Consider the following 22,259-nt stretch of genomic DNA (forward strand, 5'->3'; position numbering starts at 1 on the left):
GAAGCGGGGATTCAGGTTGGGCGTCCGGCGTCCACGACCTCCAGCGGCGCATCCGGGTCGGCCGCCCACTCGTTGAGCGAGGCGTCGTAGATGGCGACGTCGTTCCGGCCGAGCACGGCCAGCGCCAGCGCGTCGGAGGCCGCCGCGATTCCCGCAGCACAGTACGCGACGATGCGGCTGTCCGTGGCGAGCACGTCGGCGAACGTCGTGCGCAGTGCGGCAGCGGGGAGGAACGCGTTGGTGTCGCGGGAGACAAGCCGCAGGGCCGGGGCGCTCACGCTGCCGGGGATGTGGCCGAGCCTGCTGCGCGCGCCGGCCTCGCCGCTGAACTCCTTCGGCGGAAGGCCGCAGACCAGCGAGGCGTCCGCACTGCCGTCGAGCACGGCGGCGATGTCTGCCTTCGACACCCAGGCGTCCGGCCGCTCCTCCGCGAGGAAGCCCGCCGCCGCGCGCGGTTCGACATGCCCGCGTTCGACCGGCCGCTCCTCCGCCTTCCACTTCACCGCGCCGCCGTCGAGCACGGCCACCCGCTCGTGCCCGAACGCCCGGAACAGCCACCACAGCCGCGCCGCCCACTGCCCGGTCGACGCGTCGTACACGACGACGGTGGTGTCGGCGTCGACCCCCACCGACTCCGCCGCCGCCTCGAACCCGGATGCGGTTGGGCGGCTGAACGGGTACGGCCCGGCCGGGTCGCTGAACACGTCGAGCAGATCGGCGAACACGGCGCCGGGAACGTGACCGTCGACCAGGTACTGGTCGAGCCCGCTGACGGAGGTGGGTGACCCGTCCTGCCGAGTGGATGCGACGACGGTCGCGTCGAGGATCACCAGGCCGTCCGAACCCAGGTGGTCGGCGAGCCACTGCGTCGACACGAGCGGCCCGGCCAGCGCCGCGCCGAGCGGGTGGGCGGACGTGTCGGCTGCGGGGTCGATGGCGGGGCCGGTGGTGGCAGCAGGGTCGGATGCGTGGGTCACGGCACCACGCTAACCAGCGGCCTCCGATCCGCCCACCGCCTGCGCAATGCGGCGTAACGCGCATCCACACGCCGTCATGTGGCGGCCGGGCTCAGCACTCGATGACGTTCACCGCGAGACCGCCCTCGCTCGTCTCCTTGTACTTGGTCGACATGTCGAGCCCGGTCTGGCGCATCGTCTCGATCACCGTGTCCAGCGAGACCAGGTGCGAGCCGTCGCCGTGCAGGGCGAGCCGCGCAGCCGACACCGCCGTCGACGACGCGATGGCGTTGCGTTCGATGCACGGGATCTGCACCAGGCCGCCCACCGGGTCGCAGGTGAGGCCGAGGTGATGTTCCATCGCGATCTCCGCCGCGTTCTCCACCTGGCGCGGGGTGCCGCCGAGCACCGCGCAGAGCGCGCCCGCCGCCATCGCACAGGCCGAGCCGACCTCCGCCTGGCAGCCGCCCTCCGCGCCGGAGATGGAGGCGTTGGCCTTGAACAGCGAGCCGATCGCCGTCGCCGTGAGCAGGTACTTCCGGATGCCTTCGGCCGACGCCCCGGGGACGAATCGCAGGTAGTAGTGGGCGACCGCCGGCACGATCCCGGCCGCGCCGTTCGTCGGCGCCGTGACCACGCGGCCGCCGGACGCGTTCTCCTCGTTGACCGCGAGCGCGAACGCGTGCAGCCACTCGATGGACGTGTCGCGGCCCGGTTCCTCGCCGACGCACTCGAGGTGCTCGCGCATCGCGGCCGCGCGGCGCCGGACGCCGAGGCCGCCGGGCAGCGTGCCGTCCCCGGCGAGGCCGTTGGCCACGCACTCCGCCATCGCCGACCAGATCAGGTCGAGGCGTTCGCGCGTCGCCTCTTCGCCGTGGATCGCCGCCTCATTGCGGCGTGCCACCTCGCAGATCGGGATGTCCAGGGTCGCGCACAGCCGCAGCAGTTCCTCCGCCGAGTCGTACGGCAGTGGATGCGCGGCGCGCGCGGCCAGGTCCGCCTCCTCGCCGTCGCGCCGGATGAAGCCGCCGCCGATCGAGTAGTAGGTCTCTTCGAGCAGAGGGAGCACATCCACGGCACCGTCGTCGCTGGAACCCCAGGCCGTCATGGTGAGGGCGTTCGGGTGGCCGGGGAGGCGGGTGCGCGGTTCGAAGGCGATGTCGTCGCCGCTGATCGGGATGGCGCGGCGGCCGGCGAGCAGCAGGGTCGACCCCGGACCGAGCCCCGCCCAGACGCCGCGGACGTCTTCCGGACGGCAGGTCTCCGGTTCGAGCCCCGCCAGGCCGGCGAGCACGGCATCCGGGGTCCCGTGGCCGATGCCGGTGGAGCCGAGGGAGCCGTACAAGGTGCAGGTGACCTGGCTGACGCGGTGGAGGAGACCGTCGGTGACGAGGCGCTCGGAGAAGGCGCGCGCTGCTCGGAGGGGGCCGACGGTGTGCGAACTCGAGGGGCCGATGCCGACGGAGAAAAGGTCGAAGGCCGAGACGTACGCTGTCACTTCATCAGTCTACGTCGGCAGACGTGCACGATTGCTGCGTCGTGGCGCTCTTCCGCGCACGGAAACGTCGTCGCGATTTTAGCAACCAAGGTTGACAATTCGGTCTAAGCAACCTAAGTTGCTCACATGGGACCAACACAGACACCAGCACCCATCGGCGGAGCGGCGGACGGACTCGCCTCCGTCGTCGCCCTCCGCGAACTCGCCGACCGACTCGAAGACGCCGAGGTCGAGCGGGCACTCCGCGACGGCTGGACCTGGAGCCAGATCGCCGACGCCCTCGGCGTCACCAGGCAGGCCGTGCACAAGAAGCACCTGCGCCGGGTCGCGGCAGCAGGCATCGAACTGAGGAGGCGCAATGCCTGAGAACAGCACACCAGAACACGACGACCCGATCGAGCCTCAGGACCCGATCGAGCGCGACGAGACCCGCGACGACCGCCGCCTGTCCCGCTCCCTGCGCGCCACGGTCATCCGGGCCGTCGAGGAGGCCCGCCGTCGCGGCGCATCCCTCGTCGAGGCGGAGCACCTGCTGCTCGCCCTCGCCGCCGCCAAGGGAACCGGCGCCCAGCGCGCCCTCGCCGCCTCCGGCCTCGACCACGCGGGCATCGAGGCGGCCCTTCGCGCCGAACGAGACGCGAGCCTGCGCGCTGCGGGCGTCGAGCCGGTGCCGGAGGAACGGCTGACCGCTGCGCCGCGTATCGCCCGGCCGCGCTGGGGTGCTTCGGCCCGGGATGCGCTGGTCAGGGCGCACAACATCGCGGGTCGTGGGCATGGCCGCGACCGCGACGGGCGCACGGCGGAGGCCGACCTGCTCGCCGGCATCCTCACGATCGAGCTCGGCACGGTTCCGCGGGCGATCGCCATCGCGGGCATCGACAGGGCGACCCTGCTCGCCGCCGTGCTGCGCCCCGCGGCGTGAGAAAGCCCCACTTACACCGCCTCCTCTCCGCTGTAAGCGCCACGTAAGCGCCGTGTAAGCGCGCCCAGGAAACATCGTCAGCATCAACTCGAATCCCATCCATCAGGAAGGATCACCATGACCACCAGCTCAGAATGGGCGGTCGAAGCCCACGGGCTCGTCAAGGTCTTCGGCGACAACCGCGCGGTCGACGGCGTCGACCTCAGCGTCCGCGCCGGAACCGTCTACGGTGTGCTCGGCCCGAACGGCGCAGGCAAGACCACCACCATCTCCATGCTCGCCACCCTGCTCAAGCCGGACGCCGGCGAGGCCACCATCTTCGGCCACGACATCCGCAGGGAGCAGCAGGTCGTCCGCCAGCTCATCGGCGTGACGGCGCAGTTCGCGTCGGTGGATGAGCGGCTCTCCGCCACGGAGAACCTCGTCATCTTCTCCCGCCTGCTCGGTCTGAGCCGGTCGGAGGCGAAGCGGAAGTCCGCGGAACTCCTCGAAGAGTTCGGCTTGACCGACGCCGCCAAGCGTCCCATCTCCAAGTTCTCCGGCGGGATGCGCCGTCGCCTCGACCTCGCTGCCAGCCTGATCGCGCAACCGCCGCTGATCTTCCTCGACGAGCCGACCACCGGCCTCGACCCGCGCACCCGCGCTCAGATGTGGGACACCATCCGGCGCCTGGTCGCCACCGGCTCGACGGTGCTGCTCACCACCCAGTACCTGGATGAGGCCGACCAGCTGGCCGACCGCATCGCCGTGATCGACACCGGACGTGTCGTCGCGGAGGGCACGGCCGACGAGCTCAAGGCCTCGGTCGGCGAGTCGTCGCTGCAGCTGCGCCTGGCGGACACCGCCGACATGGAGGACGCGCGTCGCGCCATCGCCACCGTGCTCGGCGTGGATGCGGTCATCTCGCCGGAAGGCACGCGGATCACCGCGCCGATGCGCAACGCGGATGCCGTCACCGACCTGTTCGTGACGTTCCGCGAGGCGGGCATCCACCTCACCGAGATGTCGGTGCAGAAGCCGACCCTCGACGAGGTCTTCCTCACCCTCACCGGCCACGGCGTCGAAGACGAGAAGTCCGACTCCGCCGAGGCCCCCGAATCGGAAAGGGTCGACGCATGAGCGCCCTCACTGTCATCACCCCGCCGTCCGAGCGGCGGCTGAAGAACCACGTCAGCCTCTCCCAGAGCGTCGCGAACTCGCTGACGATGGCGTACCGCGGTCTCCTGAAGATCAAGCGGACCCCGGAACAGCTGTTCGACGTGACGCTGCAGCCGATCATCTTCACGCTGATGTTCGCGAACCTGTTCGGCGGCGCCATCGCCGGGAACGTGGCGGGATACCTCCCGCTCCTCATCCCGGGCATCCTGGTGCAGACCGTCATCACGACGTCGGTCGTGACGGGCGTGCAGCTGCGCGAGGACATGGACAAGGGCGTGTTCGACCGCTTCAAATCCCTGCCGATCGCGCGCATCGCGCCGCTCGCCGGTGCGCTCCTCGCCGACACGCTCCGCTACGCCATCGCGACGACCATCACGTTCGTCGTCGGCTTCGCGATGGGCTACCGACCGGAAGGCGGCCTGGGCTTCGTGATCCTCGCCGGTCTGCTGGTGATCGTGTGCAGCTGGGCGATCAGCTGGATCTTCGCGTTCTTCGGCGTGATCGCCCGCACGGCCAGCAGCGTGCAGGGCATCTCGTTCATGGTGCTGTTCCCGCTGACGTTCCTCTCGAACGCATACGTGCCGGTGGACAAGCTGCCCGAATGGCTGCAGTGGTTCGTCAACATCAACCCGGTCTCGCACCTGGTGACGGCGGTGCGCAACCTCGCGAACGACGGCACGTTCGGGTCCGACGGTCTGATCGCCCTCCTCGGCGCGGCGGTCATCGTCGCGGTGTTCGCGCCGCTCACTGTCCGCGCGTACATGCGCAAGGCGTAACCCGCCGCCTCCGCTCAGGCGGAACATCGGCACGACGCGCCGTCCGCGTCTCCGTTCCTACGGAGATCCGGGCGGCGCGTCGTGCTTTCTCCGCGCGAGCGGAGCGCGCAGGGGCGCTGTCCGCCCTCAGTAGCGCAGCGACTGCAGCAGCGCGTATCCGGCCGTCGTCGCCTCGTCGCGCGGAATCTCGGCGGCAGCGGCGACCGCCGCGTCCACCCGCTCGGCGCCGTGGGCGGCGACGAGCTCGTCGCGCAGCAGGACCCGGTTGAGGCTGGGGAGGTCTTGGCGGGCGTTCATCCGGGTGGCCAGCCCGTACATCCGGAAGCCGGCGTCCAGCCAGGCCGGGTCGGCGGCTCGCTCGTTCGACGGTTCGAGCATCCATCCGGCCAGGCCGAGCAGGCCGCTGCCGACCACGGGCTTGTCCACGTACGACGACTGGAAGCGGTGGCTGACCAGCATCCGTGTGCGCAGCTCCCTGGCCAGCTCGGCGACCCGCTCGGGCCCGACCACGTCGGGGGACCGGTGGCCGACCCGCTGCAGGGCGAGCAGTGCCGCCCCGGCGAGGATCACCAGCCACGGGTTGGTGATCGCGTCCGACCGGCCGAACACGCCGACCGATTCGAGGAAGAGCCGGACGCCTTCCGCGTCGTCGTCCTCCAGGAGCGCGATCTCGGCGAGGCCGGCGTATGCGACGCCGAGGTAGTCGACGTAGTCGAAGCCCGTGTCGTCCTGGTCGCGCAGGTAGCGTTCGAGAAGGTAGCGGCCGCGGTCGAGTTCGCCGAGCGTCACCGAGTTGATCGCCACGATCCAGTCGATCTGACGCACGTCGCCCATCGCCTGCAGCTGCCCGAAACCGAACTGGGCGCGGTCGGCCCACAGGATGGCCTCGGCCGGATGCGCCAGCTCGCTGTGCACCTGCGCGAGCGCCTGGGCGGCGGATGCGGTGGTCCAGGTGTCCTCCGCGGCCAGCGCCTTCTCCCAGGCGCGCTGGGCGCTCTCGCTGGCGCCGTCGAGGTCGCCCGCGTTCTCGGCGAACTGGGCGAGCAGCAGCTCGCCCATCGCGGCGAGGCCGGGGTCCTGGGACGCCCTGAGCCGTTCGAGGAGCGCCATCGTCTGAGCGATCCTGCCGCCGAGGGAGACCGCGTCGGCCAGCGCGTCGAGGCGGTCGTCGCGGAGGGCGGCGGTGCCGCGTGCCCGCTTCAGCCGGCTGATCGCACGGAGCGCGGTGCGGTGCTCGGTGAACAGGAACGTCCCGCCGAGGATCGTGTACGCGGCGACGGCGTCGATGCGTTCGTCCTCGCCCTCCGGCTCCCAGCCGGCCAGCGCCTCCATCACCACGGGACTGAACCCGACCACCTCGGTGTGCGCGCTGCGCAGCGACCAGTAGTACGCGAGCGTCGCGAACACGGCGACAATGGTCGGAGCATCCCGGTGTTCGAGCGCGACGCGCAGGATCGCGACGAGGTTGTCCTGTTCCACCGTCACCCGCCGGAACTGCGGAACCTGGTCGCGCCCGCTCATGCTGCCGAGCGCATCCCGGGCGAACGTGCGCGCCCACGCGGCCATCCGCTGCTGCACGAGCTCGGTCTCCCCGGCCTCCGCGAGGGCGAGGTCTCCGAACTCGCGCACCGTCTCTAGCTGGTGGTAGCGCACGACGCCGGTCTCGTCCTCGGTGACGGTGACGAGCGACTGGCTGACCAGCGCATCCAGGTCGTCGAGCACGCGGGAGGCGTCCTCGCCGGACACCGCCTCTGCGGCGGTCGAGCTGAACCCGTCCGGGAACCGCGACAGCCGCCGCAGCAGAGCGCGCTCCGACGAGCCGAGCAGGTTCCAGCTCCAGTCGATGACGGCCAGCAGGGTGCGGTGCCGCTCCGGGGCGGTGCGCTCGCCGCCGGTGAGCAGCGCGAAGCGGTTGCCGAGGCGGCGGGCGATCTCGTCCACCGACATCGACCGCGTGCGTGCTGCCGCGAGCTCGATCGCGAGCGGGAGGCCGTCGAGCCGCTCGCATAGCTCGGCGACGGTGTCGAGCGGCAGGACGACGCCGGGCCTGGCCGCGCGCGCCCGCTCCACGAACAGGTCGACGGCCGGACCGCGCACGGAGTCGGCCCCTCCGGCATCCCGGGCCGTGCTCGGCAGCGAGTCCAGCGGGTAGACGTGCTCGGCGCCGATCGCGAGCGGCGCCCTGCTGGTGGCGAGCACCCGCACGGTCGTCACGGATTCCAGGATGTCCGCGATCCACGCCGCCGCCGCATCCACCACGTGCTCGCAGTTGTCGACGATCAGCAGCGTCTCCCGCTCGCCGAGCACGCCCAGGATGCGCGAGCGCAGGTCGACGCGCGCGCCCGGATCGCCCGGGCGGGTGGCGTTGGCCTCCCGGATGCCGAGGGTGGAGGCGATGGCGAGCGTCACGTCGTCCCCGGTGCGCACGCTCGCAAGCTCCACGAACACCACCGACGGGATGCGCAGAGCCCGGTGACCGACCTCCTGGGCGAGCCGCGTCTTGCCGAGCCCGCCCGCGCCGAGGATCGTGGTGAGCCGGGAGGTCGCGATCAGGTCTTCGAGCGCATCCAGGTCGTACTCGCGGCCGATCAGCGCGTTGGGTGCCGCGCGCAGGCCGATCCGCAGGCGCGACGGCGCCGGCGGGGCGGGCGGCGCATCGTCCTCGACCAGCAGGGCGGCGTTGTACGCGACCAGCTCGGGGCCGGGGCGGGTGCCCAGCCGGTCGAGCAGCGTCTCCCTCACCTCGGCGAACACGTGGAGGGCGTCGGAGCGTCGGCCGGCGGCGTCGAGGGCGCGCATCCGTTCGAGGTGGAGCTGTTCGTTCAGCGGGGCGGCCTCGGCGAGGCGGCGCAGGTCGTCCAGGGCCGCTTCCGGGTCGCCGAGCAGTCTGGCCGCCCTCGCCCGCAGGAGCAGCAGTTCGTCGTGGAGTTCCGCGGCCGTCCTGCCCAGCGCGTCGGCCAGGGGAGTGCCGCCGAGTTCTCCGCCGGGCTCTCCGCGCCAGAGTGCGAGAGCGGCGGCCGTCTCGGCGGCGATGGTCGCCGCATCCCCGTCCCTGTCCGCCTGGCGCGCCCGCTCCAGGTGACGGCGGGCGAGCCCGAGGTCGGTGGCGGCGTCGTCCACCCCGAGGGCGTACCCGCTCGGCGTGGACTCCAGCAGCCCGTCGGCGGTGACCGTGCGCACCCGGGAGACGAGCGTCTGCAGTGCTGCCCGCTCCTGCCGCGGAGGGGTGTCGTCCCACAGGTCGGAGACGAGCGACGGCACGGACAGCGAACCGCGCGCGAGCACGAGCGCGACGATCAGGCTCTTCCCGAGCACGCCGGAGGGTTCGGCGAGTGCACCGGACCTGTCCTCGACCAGCACGGGGCCGAGGATCGCGATCCGGGGGGACGACGGCCGAGACTCCACCTGCCGATAGTAGCGAGCGCAGCCGACGGCGAGCCCCACCCGCGCGTAGGCTCAGGGCGAAGGCGAAGGAGGATCATGGCGTTCGACTGGTCTGAGTTCTACACCGCCCAGGGCGGACGGGGTGTGCGGGGCACGTTCCTCAGCGGCCTCGACGCCTGGCAGGGGGATGCGCCCGGCGACGCCGTCGACCTCGGCTGCGGCGACGGCATCGAGACCGCCTATCTCGCCGAGCGCGGCTGGCGCGTGCTGGCGGTGGATGCGGACCCCGGCGTCGAGGAGCGCGTCACCGCGGCGGTCGGGCCGGAGTCCGCCGACCTCGTCGAGGTGCGCAGCACCGGCTTCGAGACGCTCGGGGCGCTCCCGGCGAGCGACTTCGTCTACGCCGGGTTCGCGCTGCCGTTCTGCGATGCGACGCACTTCCCGTATCTGTGGGCGGACATCCGGGATGCGCTGCGCCCGGGCGCGATCTTCGCGGGCGAGTTCTTCGGCCCGCACGACGAATGGTTCGGCCGCCCCCGGATGAACTTCCACGACCGCGCGGGTGTGGAGGGCATGCTCACCGGCCTCGAAACGCTGCACCTGGCCGAGGAGGACCGCCGCGGCATGTCGTTCGAGGGCCCCAAGCACTGGCACGTCTTCCACGTCGTCGCCCGCGCCTGACGGGGCGACGCGGGGACGCGAGGGCGTCAGCGGAGGGTTTTGCGGGCGGTGATCTGGCCGGTGTCGAAACCGAGGAGGTGCAGGCCGCCGTGGAAGCGGGCGTGCTCGATCTTGATGCAGCGGTCCATCACGACCGTGAGCCCCTTGGACTCTCCATACTCCGCGGCCTCCTGGTTCCAGATGCCGAGCTGCACCCAGATGGTGGGGGAGCCGACCGCCAGCACCTCGTCGATCACGGCGGGCAGGTCGCTCGGCTTGCGGAACACATCCACGATGTCTGGCACCTCGGGCAGCGACGCCAGGTCGGGGTATGCCTTCTCGCCCAGGATGGTGTCGGCGTTCGGGTTGACGAAGTAGACCCGGAAGTCGGTCGACTGCTGCAGGTATGTGCCGACGAAGTAGCTGGAGCGCGCGGGGTTGGGCGATGCGCCGACGATCGCGACCGACTTCGCCGAGCGCAGGATGCGCAGCCGTTCCTTGGCGTCCGGACCGACCCAGGTGCGCTGCGACTTGAGCAGCTTCGCCAGCGGGGAGGAGGCGGGGACGGCGCAGCTCAGCCCGTTGGCCAGCTGCACCTGCTCGGTGCCGCCGGATGCGCCGGATCCGGCAGCGGTGTCTGCGATCGTCATGCGTTCGTCTCCTTCACGGCGATGGTGAGGGCCTGATCCAGATCGTAGATGATGTCGTCCACGTCTTCGATCCCGACGCTGATGCGCACGACGCCGGGCAGCACCCCCGCATCCAGCAGCTGCTGCTCGGTGAGCTGCGCGTGGGTGGTGGAGGCCGGGTGGATGACGAGGGTCTTGGCGTCGCCGATGTTGGCGAGGTGGCTGGCCAGGTTGACCGATTCGATGAACGTCTGGCCGACGGCGCGACCGCCCTTGACGACGAAGCTGAACACGCTGCCGGCGCCCTTCGGTAGGTACTTCTGCGCCCGGTCGTGGTGAGGATGCGCGGGGAGGCCCGCCCAGAACACCGACTCGATGCGCGGGTCGGCGTCCAGCCATTCGGCCACGGCGCGGGCGTTGTCCACGTGCGCCTGGATGCGGTACGGCAGGGTCTCGACGCCCTGCGCGAGCAGGAAGGCGGAGTGCGGGGCGAGCGAGGGCCCGATGTCGCGCAGCTGCTCGGCACGGAGGCGGGTGAGGAAGGCGTATTCGGCGAAGTTGCCCGACCATTCGAGCCCGCCGTACGAGGGGACGGGCTGGCCGAACAGCGGGAACTTCTCGCTGTGCCAGTCGAAGCGTCCGCTCTCCACGACCACGCCGCCGAGGGTGGTCCCGTGGCCGCCGAGGAACTTGGTGGCCGAGTGGATGACGATGTCGGCACCCCACTCGATCGGCCGGTTGAGGTACGGCGTCGCGATGGTCGAGTCGATGATGAGCGGGATCCCCGCCGCGTGCGCCACCTCGGCGAGGCCTTCGATGTCGGCGATCTCGCCGGACGGGTTCGCGATGGTCTCCGCGAAGAGCAGCTTGGTCTTGTCGGTGATCGCCGCGGCGTAGTCCGCCGGGTCGGCGCTCTGGACGAACGTGGTCTCGACGCCGAAGCGGCGCAGGGTGACGTCGAGCTGGGTGATCGAGCCGCCGTAGAGGTTGGCGGACGCCACGATGTGGTCTCCCGCGCCGGCGAGTGAGGCGAAGGTGATGTACTGCGCGCTCAGGCCGCTGGCGGTGGCGACGGCGCCGAGGCCGCCCTCCAGGCTGGCGACGCGCTCCTCGAACGATGCGACGGTCGGGTTGGCCAGGCGCGAGTAGATGTTGCCGTACTTCTGCAGGGCGAAGCGGGCGGCGGCGTCCGCGGTGTCGTCGAAGACGAACGCGCTGGTCTGGTAGATCGGGAGGGCGCGGGCGCCGGTCACCGGATCGGGGATGTTGCCCGCGTGAATCGCACGCGTGCGGAAGCCGTATTCGCGATCTGCCATGCGGCCACGCTACCGGAGCGCGGGAGGCGCATCCCTCCGCCGTCGTAACAGACCGCAACCGGGCCTTGTGGTACAGTTGTGCTAGATCGCGTGATTCGCGATCCCGGACGACGGATCAGTACCCGGTGCGCGACAAGACTGGCCAACGGGAGTGAATCATGTCGTGGATCGTGCTCGTCGTCTCCGGTGTCCTCGAGGCCGTGTGGGCCACAGCGCTCGGGCGCTCGGAGGGCTTCACCAAGCTCTGGCCGTCGGTGATCTTCGGGGTCGCGCTCGTCGCATCCATGGGTGGGCTGGCCTACGCCATGCGCGACATCTCGACCGGCACCGCGTACGCGGTCTGGGTGGGCATCGGCGCAGCGCTCACCGTCGTCTACGCCATGCTCTTCGGCGGAGAGGGCTTCTCCCTCGTCCGCGCGTTGCTCATCGTCGGCCTCGTCGGCTGTATCGTCGGCCTCAAGCTCACCTCCGCCCACTGATTCCAGGGCGGTCGGCGGTCGGCAGCCGGTGGTCAGGAGAGGTGGACGGCGGCGAGGGCAAGGGCGGCGATGATCGCCCAGGAGAGCAGCCCGACCGCCAGCGCGCGCCAGCCCGTGCCGAGGAGGGTGCGCAGGCGCACGGCGGTGCCGAGGCCGAACAGGGCCATCGCGAGCAGCGCGGTCTGCAGCGTGTCCGCCCCGGACCGCACCACTTCGGGCAGCGGGATGAACGACGCCACCAGCACCGCCAGGATGAACCCGGCCACGAACAGCGGCACGATCGGCGGGCGCTTGGCCGCCGGGTCGCCCTCGACGTGACGGCGGCGCTCGACGACGGACGCGACCGCGACCATCGGCGCCAGCATCAGCACGCGCGTCAGCTTCACGACGACGGCGACGGCGAGCGCGGCCGGACCGGCGAGCTGCGCGGTGGCGACCACCTGGCCGACGTCGTGCACGCCGGCGCCCACCCAGTGCCCGAACTGCAGCGAGCTGAGGCCCAGTGGATGCCACAGCACCGGCAGCACGAAGATCGCGAGCGTCCCGCACAGCGTCACCAGCGCGACCGGCGTCGCCGTCTCCTCGTCCTTCGACTTGACGACGCCGCTCATCGCGCCGATCGCCGACGCGCCGCAGATCGAGAAGCCGGTCGCGATCAGCAGCGGCTGATGCCCGGGCAGCCGGAACAGCCGCCCCAGCCACATCGTGCCGACGAACGTCACGAGCACGATGGCGACCGTGCTCAGGATGGTCACCCAGCCCAGGTCCGCGATGTCACCGAGGCTGAGCTTCAGCCCGAGTAATACGACGCCGATCCGCATCAGCCGCTTGGCCGCGACAGACAGTCCGGGGGAGAGCGCGCCGGTCACGGCCGGGCGTGCGAACGGCAGCTGCCCGACCACGATCCCGAGCACCACGGCCGCGGTCAGCAGCGGAACGGCGGGGACCAGCCAGTGGATGCCCCACGCGACGAGGGCGGCAAGAGCGGCGGCCGCCACCCCTGGGACCCACCGGGGTGGGGTGCGGGTGGCGGCCGACGGACTCTGCATTCCTCCTATTGTGGCCGAACGGGGCCTAGTGCTTGTCCCGCCCTGCCGTGATGGCGGCGTTCAGCTTCTTCGGGTCGAGCGTGATCGGCGTGACGGGCTTCGACGTCTCCGCCGAGGCGGAGCCGAGACCGGCGCTCGATCCGTACAGCCCGGGTTGGCAGTATGTGATCTGGTGCTCGATGTCGAAGCTCAGAACGCTCGTGCCTCCCACAGCCCAGTACGTCGCGACGCCCTGGAGGGTCGCGTCTCGGAATTCGCCGTACGGGATGCACTCCGGAACGGCGAGGAGCAGCGGCGCCCCGATGGCACCGGCGATCGCGGAGATCGACAGGGCGTCAGGGAATCCGAGCCCGCTCGCGACGAACGCGGTGTCGGCGAGCGGGAAGATCTCGTTGTTGACGGCCTGCGCCGTGCCGAACCTGTCGTTGCCCGCGAGGCGGAGAACGGTGGGGACACCGAGGTTCTGCAGGTCGCGCTGGATGCCGCTGGACACCGAGTTCACGCCGCCCGCGATGTAGATGCGCAGCGGAGACAACGAGGTGATGAGCGATTTCGTCGCCGCGTCGAGCGAGCTCGACCAGCCGTTGACCAGGAGGAGCGGTCCGCCCTGGTAGCCAGCCGCCGAACCGGCGACGAGGGCGTCGGGGAAGCTGTTGCCTGTCGCGATGAAGACGCTGTTGACGTGCTGGCCGGTGAATGCGCCGGCAACCGCTCGTGAGGTGGCGAAGCGGTCGTCACCGGAGACCCGCGTGACGGTCGGGGCGAGCTTCTGCAGTTGCGCGAACGCGGACGCTCCGACGGCCGCGAGGCCGCCGACGACCACGATCTTGGGCGGTGCGAGGGTCTTGATCGCGTTGACGACGCTGGCCGGCACGAAGTCCTGGCGCGTCATCAACAGAGGCCCGCCGGCGCGCGCCGCCGCGGCGCTCGCGCCGAGCGCGTCGGGGAAGTTCACGCCGTTCGCGACGTAGACGACGCTCGCCTGACCGGCGGAGTACGCGCCGAGCGCGATCTGCACCGAGGTGTCGAACCGGTCGGCGCCCGCGATGCGGCCGCCGTACCAGGACCAGGCGCCGACCGAGCCGTTGATTCCCGTCACCTGCTGACCGGCGGTGACGGTGATCGGGGTCGAACTTCCGAGAGAGTCGGCGTTGTCGTAGTAGCTCGTCGAGAAGTTGGGCTGGTCGGCGTTGGCGTCGGCGAACCGCACCCTGTATTCGCCGGGGGCCAGTCCGCCGATGGAGTACACACCGCCGAGGCCGAGAGTGGTCGGTGCCTCGTTGAAGCCCTCCAGCAGCATCGTCGTCGGGTTGACCCGGTATGCGCGGATTCCGCCCGCGACCGTCGCCCCGGTGACCGTTCCGCTGATGGAACCGGCGACCGGCTGGGTGGCGGTGAGTCCGGAGACGTTCGCGGTGGTGACCGTGACCACCGTCGCGGAGTCCTCGAAGGTGCTGCCGATCCACGTTCCGGCGTTCGCGCCGTCATCGCTCGGGCGGAACTGGACGCGGTAGCGGCCCGGCGCGACGCCGGGAACGCTCCAGGTGCCGTTCACGGCATTCCCGGACAGCGGCTGCCGGGGAGTGCTACCCGTGAGTGGCTGAAGGAGCACGTACGAGGTCTTGTTCGTCGTCGTGCCACCGCCAGCGACGTCGTAGCTCACGGTTCCGCTGACGGTGTATGTGGAGGCGGCCGTCGCAGCGGTCGGGGCGAGGGTAAGCCCGGCGACGGCGACCGTCGCGGCTACTGCTCCGATGAGCAGGTTTCTGAGGGAGCGCGCGGGGCGCCGAGTGTGGGTCACGGGCTGAGCGTACCGGTCAGCCGGTCCACATCACTATGCCCTTATCGGGGTATATGCCTTCCCGCTCCCGAACGCTCCCGAACGCCTCACAGCGCCGCGAGCAGCGCCGTCCCGTCCGGCACGCCCAGGCCGGTGCAGGCGTCCCAGCCCGCCGTCGCCGTGAACGCTCCGTTGTCGCCGGTCGTGATGTCGCGGAAGCCCGGGGCCACCTGCCCTTTCTTCACCGAGTCGTAGAGGGCGGGCTGGGCGAGCCCGAGGGGTTTCCCCGTCGACTGCACCAGCCGGGCCACCAGAGCGGCCCAGAGCGGGGCGACCGCGCTCGTGCCACCGATCACCAGTTCTTTCCCGTCCACCAGCACCCGGTATCCGGTCTGCGGGTCGGCCACCGCCGACACGTCCGGCACGCCGCGGCCGCTCGGTCCGTTCGCGCTGCCTCCCGCATCCACGCCTCCGGCTCCGACCGGGACGCCCACGTTCTTCTGCCACGAAGGCTGGGCGAAGGCGGCGCTGACGCCCCCTCCCGTCGCTCCGCCGCCCGAGCCGTTGTTCCACACCGTCTCCGACTGCACGACCCCGGTGGAGGCGTCGGCGCTCAGCCGGGTGCCTCCGCAGGCGAGTGCGTGCGGCGACGACGCGGGGAAGTCGACGTGCGCCTTCCCGTCTCCGGCCCTGTCGCTGCTGCCGTCGTCTCCCGCGGCCGCCGTCACGGTGACGCCGAGGGCGGCGGCGTCGACGAGCGCCTGATCGAACGCCGTGCGCGCCTGCGCCGTCCAGGCGTCCTCCGACTGGCCCCAGCTGATGCTGATCGCCGCGGGGGTCGGGTCGGCGTGTGCCGCGGTCGTCACCGCATCCACGAATCCGGCGTCGGTGTTGGGTGCGAAGTACACGACAATGTCGGAGCCAGGGGCGAGGGCGCCGGCCACCTCGATGTCGAGCATGACCTCACCGTCCGCACCGTTCGGGTCGGAGCCCGGCTGGTTGGAGCCGCCGTCGACGCCGACGGCGGTCACGGTCGGCCCGGTGACGCCGAGGCCGGAGAAGTAGCTGTCGAGGTCCTTCTGCTCGTAGCCTCCGCCGAGTTCGATGATCGCGATGGTCTGCCCGCTGCCGTCTGTGCCAGCTGGGAAGCGGTAGATCGCGCCCAGTTCGAGCGGCGTGTAGCTCGTGCTCACCGCCCGGGGGCGGGCGACCCGGAACAGGGCCCGCGCCTGCGGGCGGTCGTCGAGGCCGAGCACGGCGGTGACCACGCCGTCGAGGGCGGCCGGGATGCTCAGCCCGCCCGTGCGGCTGCGGTGCGTGAACTCACGGTCCGCCGCATCCCGGGCCGTCGCCTGGTCGAGGTCGGTGCCGAAGACGCGGCCGAGCTGGGCGGCCGTCCCGGACACGCGCACCCGGCGCTCGGCGGCGCTCGCGTCGAGGACGGTGAGGCCGAGCTGGGTCATGGTCGACGTGACGAGGTCCAGGTCGGCCGTGGATGCGCCGTACGTCTCGGCGAAGTCCGCCCTGCTGACCGGTGTGGTCAGGGCGTCGTCCGGCAGGTCGGCCTGCCGCCGGAGCACGAGGGTCGCCTCGACCGTGCTGGCCGGGTCGATGGCGGCGTGGGAGGTGACGCCGGGCGTCTCCGGCCGTTCGCTGCCGGGGAGGGGGACGAGGTCGATCGGCTGGTTCGCATCCATACCCCACGGTCTACCACCCGCCACCGACGGGCGACAGGCCTGCCGGTCAGACCCAGCTGGGCAGCCACATGTGGATCTGCCAGTACCAGAACGGCACCTGCTGGGCCGTCCAGAGCGGCCAGAAGAAGATGCTCACCGCCGTCGCGACCAGAAGGAACAGCCCGACCCAGATGATCCCGCGCGTGCGACGCGGGGAGGGGTCGCTGCGTTTGCCGAGCACGATCCCGATCACCGCCGTCAGCCCGAGGATCAGGTACGGCTCGAACGCGATGGCGTAGAACTCGAAGATCGTGCGGTTGATGTAGAGCAGCCACGGCAGATAGCCGGCGGCGAGCCCGGTGAGGATCAGCCCGACCTGCCACTCCCTGTACCGGATGACGCGGTAGACCAGGTAGAACACCGCCGCGGCCGCCGCCCACCAGATGAGCGGGTTGCCGAGCGAGGTGATCGCCGACGAGCAGGCGTTGGCCGTGCATCCGTTCTCGCCGAGGTTGGAGCCGACGTAGTACATGCTGGTCGGCCGGATCATGAACAGCCAGGTCAGCGGGTTGGCCTGGTACGGGTGCGAGACGTGCAGGTTGATGCTGTAGTTGTACATCTCGGTCTGGTAGTGCCAGAGGTTCTGCAGCCAGAGCGGCACCCAGGAGAGCCCGCCGCTCCACTGCATGTGCGTCGACTCCGCCCAGTGCCGGTAGTAGCCGCCTTTCGTGACGATCCAGCCGGTCCAGGTGACGAGGTAGCTGACGAACGCGATCGGCACCATCAGCACGAACGTCGCCGGAGCCTGCTTCAGGATCGCCCCGCTGATGTAGAAGGGGAGCCCGACCCTGCGGCGCGCGACGATGTCGACGACCACCGTGTACACGGCGAAGAACGCCAGGAAGTAGAACCCGCTCCACTTCACGCCGGCGCAGAGCCCGCAGAGCAGACCGGCGGCGAGCAGCCAGGGCCGCCACCACAGCACGGGACCCCAGGCCGGGTCGCGGCCGGCCGCCCACGCTGCGTGCACCCGCTCGGCGAGCCGGGTGGCGTGCCATTGCCTGTCCAGCAGGATGCACCAGAAGGCCAGGAGCGCCAGGAACATCACAGAGTTGTCGAGCAGCGCCACCCTGCTCATCACGATCGCGTGACCGTCGATGGCCAGCAGGAACCCGGCGATCGTCGCCAGCAGCGTCGACGCGAACAGCTTCCGCGCGATCAGGAACACGACGAGAACGGCCAGGATGCCGACCACGGCCGTCGAGATGCGCCAGCCGAACGCGTCGCCGGCGCCGAACGCAGCAAGCCCGGCCGCGATCATCCACTTGCCGAGCGGTGGATGCGCCACGAACGACGGATCGGACGTGAAGATGTTCGTGTTGCCGCCCGCGAACTGGGCGTCCGCCTTGTCCGGCCAGCTGCCCTCGTAGCCGAGGTGCATCAGCGAGTACGCGTCCTTCACGTAGAAGGTCTCGTCGAACACCAGCGCGTGCGGGTACCCCAGGTTCCAGAGCCGCAGGATCGCGGCGAGCAGCGTGACGGCGACAGGGGCGCCCCAGTACCAGAGCTTCATCCGCAGCGGGGTGCGGAGCATCCTGGCCCACCAGTCGTCGAGCCTGCTGCCCGTCGGCTCCGCCGGAGGAGGCGCGATCGGGAGGCCGATGGCGGGTGTCGAGGTCACCAGATCATGCTAGAGGGTGCGTCTCCGGGTGACAGACTCGATGCATGATCATCCTCGCGGCCACTCCCATCGGCAATCTCAAGGACGCCTCGCTCCGGCTGATCGAGGTGCTCGGCTCCGCCACCGTCGTCGCCGCGGAGGACACCAGGGTGACGCAGCGGCTGCTCGCCGGCCTGGGCATCGAGAACCGTCCCCGCCTGATCGCCCTGCACGACCACAACGAGCGGGACAAGGCGGCCGAGCTGGTCGAGCTGGCGAAGGACCAGGATGTGGTCGTTCTGTCCGACGCCGGGATGCCGACAGTGTCCGACCCTGGCTTCCACCTCGTCGAGGCCGCGGCGGCCGCCGGTGTCGGCGTCACCGCCATCCCCGGCCCGAGCGCCGTGGTGACGGCGCTCGCCGTGTCCGGCCTGCCCACTGACCGGTTCACCTTCGAGGGCTTCCTGCCGCGCAAGCAAGGCGAGCGGCTGAGCACCTTCCGCGCGCTGGCCTCCGAGCCGCGCACGATGGTGTTCTTCGAGTCGCCGAACCGGCTCGCCGCATCCATCGCCGACCTGGCGACGGTGCTCGGCGACGACCGGCGCGTGGTGGTCTGCCGCGAACTCACCAAGCTGTTCGAGGAGGTCAAGCGGGGAACGGCGGCCGAGCTCGCGGCCTGGGCGGCGGAGGGCGTGCGCGGCGAGATCGCGATCGTGGTCGCCGGAGCGGAGGCGCGCACGGTCGACCTGGAGACCGGCGTAACACAGGTGCTCGCGCTGGTCGCGGGCGGCGTGCGGCTCAAAGACGCGGCGGGCGAGGTCGCGGAGGCGACGGGCCTCGGCAAGCGCGACCTCTACCAGGCCGCACTCGACCGGAAGTGACCCCCGACGGTAATACGCCAGGATGCGCCCCGGCGCGCCCGTAGGATAGTCACCATGTCCGACGGCTCTTCGTTCTACATCACCACGCCGATCTTCTACGTGAATGATGTCCCGCACATCGGGCACGCATACACGGAGGTCGCCGCCGACGTTCTCGCGCGCTGGCACAGGCAGGCCGGTGACGACACCTGGCTGCTGACCGGCACGGACGAGCACGGGCAGAAGATCCTGCGCACAGCCACCGCGAACGGCACCACCCCGCAGGAGTGGGCGGACCGTCTCGTCACCAACGAGTGGCTTCCTCTGCTGAAGACCATCGACATCGCCAACGACGACTTCATCCGCACCACGGACGAGCGCCACGAGAAGAACGTGCAGAAGTTCCTGCAGAAGCTCTACGACGACGGCTTCATCTACGCGGGCGAGTACGAGGCGCTTTACTGCGTCGGCTGCGAGGAGTTCAAGCCGCAGAGCGAGATCGTGGACGGCACCGGCGAGTACGAGGGCCAGAAGGTGTGTGCCATCCACTCGAAGCCGCTCGAACTGCTGCAGGAGAAGAACTACTTCTTCCGGATGAGCCAGTTCGCCGACCAGCTCCTCGCGCTCTACGAGGAGCGCCCGGAGTTCGTGCAGCCGGAGTCCGCCCGCAACGAGGTCGTCTCGTTCGTGCGCCAGGGCCTCAGCGACCTGTCCATCTCCCGGTCGAGCTTCGACTGGGGCATCAAGGTGCCGTGGGACGAGTCGCACGTCGTCTACGTGTGGTTCGACGCGCTGCTCAACTACGCCACCGCCGTCGGCTACGGCCAGGACGAGCAGAACTTCGCCAGGCGCTGGCCGGCCACCCACATCGTCGGCAAAGACATCCTGCGCTTCCACGCCGTGATCTGGCCCGCCATGCTGATGGCGGCAGGGGTGGATGTGCCCCACCAGGTCTACGGTCACGGCTGGCTCCTCGTCGGCGGCGAGAAGATGTCCAAGTCCAAGCTGACCGGCATCGCGCCCACGCAGATCACCGACACGTTCGGGTCTGACGCGTTCCGCTACTACTTCATGCGCGCCATCAGCTTCGGCCAGGACGGCTCGTTCAGCTGGGAAGACCTGTCCGCCCGCTACCAGGCGGAGCTCGCCAACGGGTTCGGCAACCTCGCATCCAGGGTCGTCGCGATGGTCACCAGATACTTCGAGGGCGTCGTGCCGCAGGCCGGGCGCTACGAGGATGCCGACTTCGCCGTGCGCCAGACCGTCGCCGACGCGGCGACGGCGGCCGACGCCGCCATCGAGAAGCTGGCCATCCACGACGCCATCACCGCCATCTGGACCATCGTCGACGAGCTGAACGGCTACATCACGGCCCAGGAGCCGTGGTCGCTCGCGAAGGACGAGGCACAGCGCGAACGTCTCGCCACCGTGCTCTACACCGCGGCGGAGGGACTGCGCGCGCTCGCCGTGCTGCTGTCTCCCGTCATCCCGAAGGCCACCCTCAAGCTGTGGGTGGCGCTCGGAGCGGAGGACGAGCTCGGCGACCTCGACGACCAGCCGCTGCGCACCGCGGGGGAGTGGGGCCAGCTTCCCGCCGGCACCACCGTCAACGGACTCGAGGCGCTGTTCCCCCGGATCGACGCGGACGCGGTGCCCGGCGCATGACGGACCCGGCGTTCATCCGGCAGCGTCACGTCACAGACGGGCGTGACCTGGAGTACCCGCCGCTTCCGGAGGCGCTGGTCGTCCCCGTCTACGACAACCACACGCACCTGGAGATCTCCGACGGCGACGAGCCGATGGACTACCGGGAGCAGCTGGACCGCGCATCCAGTGTCGGCGTGCGCGGTGTCGTGCAGGTCGGAAACGACGTGGAGACCTCGCGCTGGTCGGCCGACATGGCCGCCATCGAGCCCCGGATGCTCGCCGCGGTCGCCCTGCACCCCAACGACGCCCCCGACTACGCGGAGCGCGGCGAACTCGACGACGCGCTCTCCGTGATCGCCGAGCTGGCCACGCGACCGCGCGTCCGTGCCATCGGAGAGACGGGGCTCGACTTCTTCCGCACCGAGGCCGGCCCGCGGCGGGAGGCGCAGTTCCGCTCGTTCGAGGCGCACATCGAGATCGCCAAGCAGAACGACCTCGCCATGCAGATCCACGACCGGGATGCGCACGCCGACGTGATCGCGACCCTCAAGCGCGTCGGCGCTCCGGAGCGCACCGTCTTCCACTGCTTCTCCGGCGACGCCGAGCTCGCGCAGATCTGCGCGGACAACGGCTGGTACATGTCGTTCGCCGGCAACGTCACGTTCAAGAACGCGGAGAACCTGCGCGAGGCGCTGCGCGCGGCCCCTCGCTCGCTGATCATGGTCGAGACGGATGCGCCGTTCCTCACGCCGACGCCGTTCCGCGGCCGGCCGAACGCGCCGTACCTCATCCCGCACACGCTGCGCGCGATGGCCGAGACCATCGGCACGGACGCCTCCACCCTGGCCGCGCAGATCTGCTCCAACACCGAGCTGGTCTACGGACGCTGGGACGCCGAGCCCGTCGCGTCGCCGCCGACCACCCCGATCGGGATCATCGCGTGACCGCGCTGCGACTCCTCGGCCCCGCCGAGATCCGCGACCTGGCCGACCTGCTCGACGTCACCCCCACCAAGAAGCTCGGCCAGAACTTCGTCATCGACGGCAACACCGTGCGCAGGATCGTGCGCGTCGCCAAGGTGCAGCCGGGCGACGTGGTGGTCGAGGTCGGCCCCGGGCTCGGCTCGCTGACCCTCGGGCTGCTCGAAGCGGACGCGACCGTGGTCGCCGTCGAGATCGACGGACGGCTCGCCGAGCAGCTGCCGGTCACGGTGCGCACGATGGCGGAGGAGGCGGCGGACAGGCTCACCGTCGTGCACAAGGACGCGCTGCACGTCACCGAGCTGCCGCTCTCGCCGACGCGGCTGGTCGCCAACCTGCCGTACAACGTCTCCGTTCCGGTGCTGCTGCACTTCCTCGAGCACTTCCCGGGCATTCGGAGCGGAGTGGTGATGGTGCAGGCGGAGGTCGGTTTCCGGGTCGCCGCCGAGCCGGGCTCGAAGGTCTACGGCGCCCCGAGCGTGAAGGCGGCCTGGTACGGCAGCTGGCGCACGGCGGGCACGGTCAGCCGCCAGGTGTTCTGGCCGGTGCCGAACGTCGACTCGGTGCTCGTCGCGTTCGAACGCCACGACGACGAGCCGGGCGACGAGACGCTGCGGCTGCGCACCTTCGAACTGGTGGATGCGGCGTTCCAGCAGCGCAGGAAGATGCTGCGGCAGGCGCTCGCGCCCGTCTACGGCGACGCGGCCACCGCATCCACGGCCCTGGAGGCGGCCGGGATCGCGCCGACACTGCGGGGCGAGCAGCTCGGCATCGCCGACTTCGTCCGGCTCGCAACGGCTCGGGTCTAGCGCCCGGCTCATCCGCCTGT

The 22,259-nt window shown here is 70.7% G+C and carries 19 protein-coding genes and 1 riboswitch; of the genes, 10 read left to right on the top strand and 9 right to left on the bottom strand.

What is annotated here, in order from left to right:
• Positions 1 to 11: 11 nt before the first annotated feature.
• Positions 12 to 977, bottom strand: a complete 966-nt coding sequence (locus AC1ROC_RS13515) for a sulfurtransferase (protein WP_085369758.1) — start codon at positions 975 to 977, stop codon at positions 12 to 14.
• Positions 978 to 1,068: 91 nt separating this feature from the next.
• Positions 1,069 to 2,454, bottom strand: coding sequence for an L-serine ammonia-lyase (locus AC1ROC_RS13520; RefSeq protein ID WP_493000736.1), 1,386 nt, complete (start codon positions 2,452 to 2,454; stop codon positions 1,069 to 1,071).
• A 126-nt stretch (positions 2,455 to 2,580) separates the two neighbouring features.
• Here AC1ROC_RS13520 and AC1ROC_RS13525 point away from each other — a divergent pair, with 126 nt between their 5' ends.
• From AC1ROC_RS13525 to AC1ROC_RS13540, 4 genes are all read left to right on the top strand, one after another.
• A complete protein-coding gene (locus AC1ROC_RS13525) occupies positions 2,581 to 2,820 on the top strand; it encodes a helix-turn-helix domain-containing protein (protein WP_085369756.1) in 240 nt (79 codons plus the stop codon).
• Positions 2,813 to 3,376 carry a Clp protease N-terminal domain-containing protein gene (locus AC1ROC_RS13530; protein WP_493000739.1) on the top strand — a complete coding sequence of 188 codons (564 nt, stop codon included), beginning with the start codon at positions 2,813 to 2,815 and terminating at the stop codon, positions 3,374 to 3,376. Before AC1ROC_RS13525 ends, AC1ROC_RS13530 begins: the two co-directional genes overlap by 8 nt.
• A gap of 117 nt (positions 3,377 to 3,493) precedes the next feature.
• On the top strand, positions 3,494 to 4,495 hold the full coding sequence (locus AC1ROC_RS13535) for an ATP-binding cassette domain-containing protein (protein ID WP_085369754.1): 1,002 nt from the start codon (positions 3,494 to 3,496) through the stop codon (positions 4,493 to 4,495).
• Positions 4,492 to 5,310, top strand: a complete 819-nt coding sequence (locus AC1ROC_RS13540; protein ID WP_085369753.1) for an ABC transporter permease — start codon at positions 4,492 to 4,494, stop codon at positions 5,308 to 5,310. The genes AC1ROC_RS13535 and AC1ROC_RS13540 overlap by 4 nt, the downstream gene beginning before the upstream one ends.
• Before the next feature lie 126 nt (positions 5,311 to 5,436).
• Here the strand turns inward: AC1ROC_RS13540 and AC1ROC_RS13545 are convergent, their stop codons facing one another.
• Positions 5,437 to 8,715, bottom strand: coding sequence for an ATP-binding protein (locus AC1ROC_RS13545; RefSeq protein ID WP_493000742.1), 3,279 nt, complete (start codon positions 8,713 to 8,715; stop codon positions 5,437 to 5,439).
• Positions 8,716 to 8,790: 75 nt separating this feature from the next.
• Here AC1ROC_RS13545 and AC1ROC_RS13550 point away from each other — a divergent pair, with 75 nt between their 5' ends.
• The gene (locus AC1ROC_RS13550; RefSeq protein ID WP_085369752.1) at positions 8,791 to 9,375 is read left to right on the top strand and encodes a class I SAM-dependent methyltransferase; all 585 of its coding nucleotides are present in this window, start codon (positions 8,791 to 8,793) and stop codon (positions 9,373 to 9,375) included.
• A 26-nt stretch (positions 9,376 to 9,401) separates the two neighbouring features.
• On the opposite strand, the gene AC1ROC_RS13555 is transcribed toward AC1ROC_RS13550, so the two are convergent.
• Together AC1ROC_RS13555 and AC1ROC_RS13560 are read right to left on the bottom strand one after the other, a co-directional pair.
• Positions 9,402 to 10,004, bottom strand: a complete 603-nt coding sequence (locus tag AC1ROC_RS13555; protein WP_085369751.1) for a CoA-binding protein — start codon at positions 10,002 to 10,004, stop codon at positions 9,402 to 9,404.
• On the bottom strand, positions 10,001 to 11,299 hold the full coding sequence (locus AC1ROC_RS13560; protein ID WP_085369750.1) for an O-acetylhomoserine aminocarboxypropyltransferase/cysteine synthase family protein: 1,299 nt from the start codon (positions 11,297 to 11,299) through the stop codon (positions 10,001 to 10,003). The genes AC1ROC_RS13555 and AC1ROC_RS13560 overlap by 4 nt, the downstream gene beginning before the upstream one ends.
• 81 nt (positions 11,300 to 11,380) lie before the next feature.
• Positions 11,381 to 11,446, top strand: a riboswitch (guanidine-III (ykkC-III) riboswitch).
• Positions 11,447 to 11,457: 11 nt separating this feature from the next.
• Between AC1ROC_RS13560 and AC1ROC_RS13565 the strand changes: the two genes are divergently transcribed.
• A complete protein-coding gene (locus AC1ROC_RS13565) occupies positions 11,458 to 11,778 on the top strand; it encodes a DMT family transporter (protein WP_085369749.1) in 321 nt (106 codons plus the stop codon).
• A gap of 32 nt (positions 11,779 to 11,810) precedes the next feature.
• On the opposite strand, the gene AC1ROC_RS13570 is transcribed toward AC1ROC_RS13565, so the two are convergent.
• From AC1ROC_RS13570 to AC1ROC_RS13585, 4 genes are all read right to left on the bottom strand, one after another.
• Complete coding sequence (locus tag AC1ROC_RS13570; protein WP_085369748.1) at positions 11,811 to 12,827, bottom strand: YeiH family protein; 1,017 nt, start codon at positions 12,825 to 12,827, stop codon at positions 11,811 to 11,813.
• A 25-nt stretch (positions 12,828 to 12,852) separates the two neighbouring features.
• Positions 12,853 to 14,628 carry a cell wall-binding repeat-containing protein gene (locus AC1ROC_RS13575; protein ID WP_085369747.1) on the bottom strand — a complete coding sequence of 592 codons (1,776 nt, stop codon included), beginning with the start codon at positions 14,626 to 14,628 and terminating at the stop codon, positions 12,853 to 12,855.
• Between the two features lie 86 nt (positions 14,629 to 14,714).
• The gene (locus AC1ROC_RS13580) at positions 14,715 to 16,304 is read right to left on the bottom strand and encodes a S53 family peptidase (protein WP_085369746.1); all 1,590 of its coding nucleotides are present in this window, start codon (positions 16,302 to 16,304) and stop codon (positions 14,715 to 14,717) included.
• Between the two features lie 46 nt (positions 16,305 to 16,350).
• Positions 16,351 to 17,964 (bottom strand): dolichyl-phosphate-mannose--protein mannosyltransferase, encoded by a 1,614-nt coding sequence (locus tag AC1ROC_RS13585; RefSeq protein ID WP_493000747.1) that lies wholly within the window; start codon positions 17,962 to 17,964, stop codon positions 16,351 to 16,353.
• A gap of 44 nt (positions 17,965 to 18,008) precedes the next feature.
• On the opposite strand from AC1ROC_RS13585, the gene rsmI reads away from it, so the two are divergent.
• Genes rsmI through rsmA form a run of 4 tightly spaced genes read left to right on the top strand, consistent with a single transcriptional unit; the run spans position 18,009 to position 22,239 of the window.
• Positions 18,009 to 18,824: a 16S rRNA (cytidine(1402)-2'-O)-methyltransferase gene (gene rsmI, locus AC1ROC_RS13590; protein WP_493000749.1), complete on the top strand. Its 816-nt coding sequence runs from the start codon at positions 18,009 to 18,011 to the stop codon at positions 18,822 to 18,824.
• 54 nt (positions 18,825 to 18,878) lie between these two features.
• Positions 18,879 to 20,468 carry a methionine--tRNA ligase gene (metG, locus tag AC1ROC_RS13595; RefSeq protein ID WP_085369743.1) on the top strand — a complete coding sequence of 530 codons (1,590 nt, stop codon included), beginning with the start codon at positions 18,879 to 18,881 and terminating at the stop codon, positions 20,466 to 20,468.
• Positions 20,465 to 21,394: a TatD family hydrolase gene (locus AC1ROC_RS13600; RefSeq protein ID WP_493000752.1), complete on the top strand. Its 930-nt coding sequence runs from the start codon at positions 20,465 to 20,467 to the stop codon at positions 21,392 to 21,394. Before metG ends, AC1ROC_RS13600 begins: the two co-directional genes overlap by 4 nt.
• Entirely contained in the window at positions 21,391 to 22,239 is an 849-nt protein-coding gene (gene rsmA, locus AC1ROC_RS13605; protein ID WP_168689796.1) for a 16S rRNA (adenine(1518)-N(6)/adenine(1519)-N(6))-dimethyltransferase RsmA, read from the top strand. The genes AC1ROC_RS13600 and rsmA overlap by 4 nt, the downstream gene beginning before the upstream one ends.
• Positions 22,240 to 22,259: the final 20 nt, after the last annotated feature.

The organism is Leifsonia sp. GW821-FHT13C05 (assembly GCF_058806515.1).